1 protein-coding gene is annotated in these 237 nt (G+C 73.0%); it reads right to left on the reverse strand.

Annotation, left to right across the window (positions count from 1 at the left end; translation table 11 throughout):
* The coding region (locus tag ACEN88_RS36235; protein ID WP_413347202.1) for a hypothetical protein at positions 1-204 on the reverse strand (204 nt) is incomplete at its 3' end.
* Positions 205-237 lie beyond the last annotated feature (33 nt).

The raw sequence follows: 237 nt of genomic DNA on the forward strand, positions 1-237 counted from the left end.
GTACTGGCCGCGTCGCAACGCGTCCAGTACCGCGCCGGCGTCGGCCCCCGGCAACAGCTTGAGGTAGACCCGGCCGGGCGAAAACCCCCAGGCACCGGTCGTGAAATCGCGCTGGTCGGGCGGCATGATGACGCTGCCCGTGCCGGCCAGCGCCTCGTAAGGCATCGTGGTGGCGGCCGGCGGGCTGGCGAGGACGGCGGACACCGCCCTGAAGGTGTTCGGGCGCGTCGACGCGGT

Origin of the sequence: Massilia sp. CT11-108 (assembly GCF_047302915.1) — a bacterium.
Classification (GTDB): domain Bacteria; phylum Pseudomonadota; class Gammaproteobacteria; order Burkholderiales; family Burkholderiaceae_D; genus Telluria; species Telluria orientalis.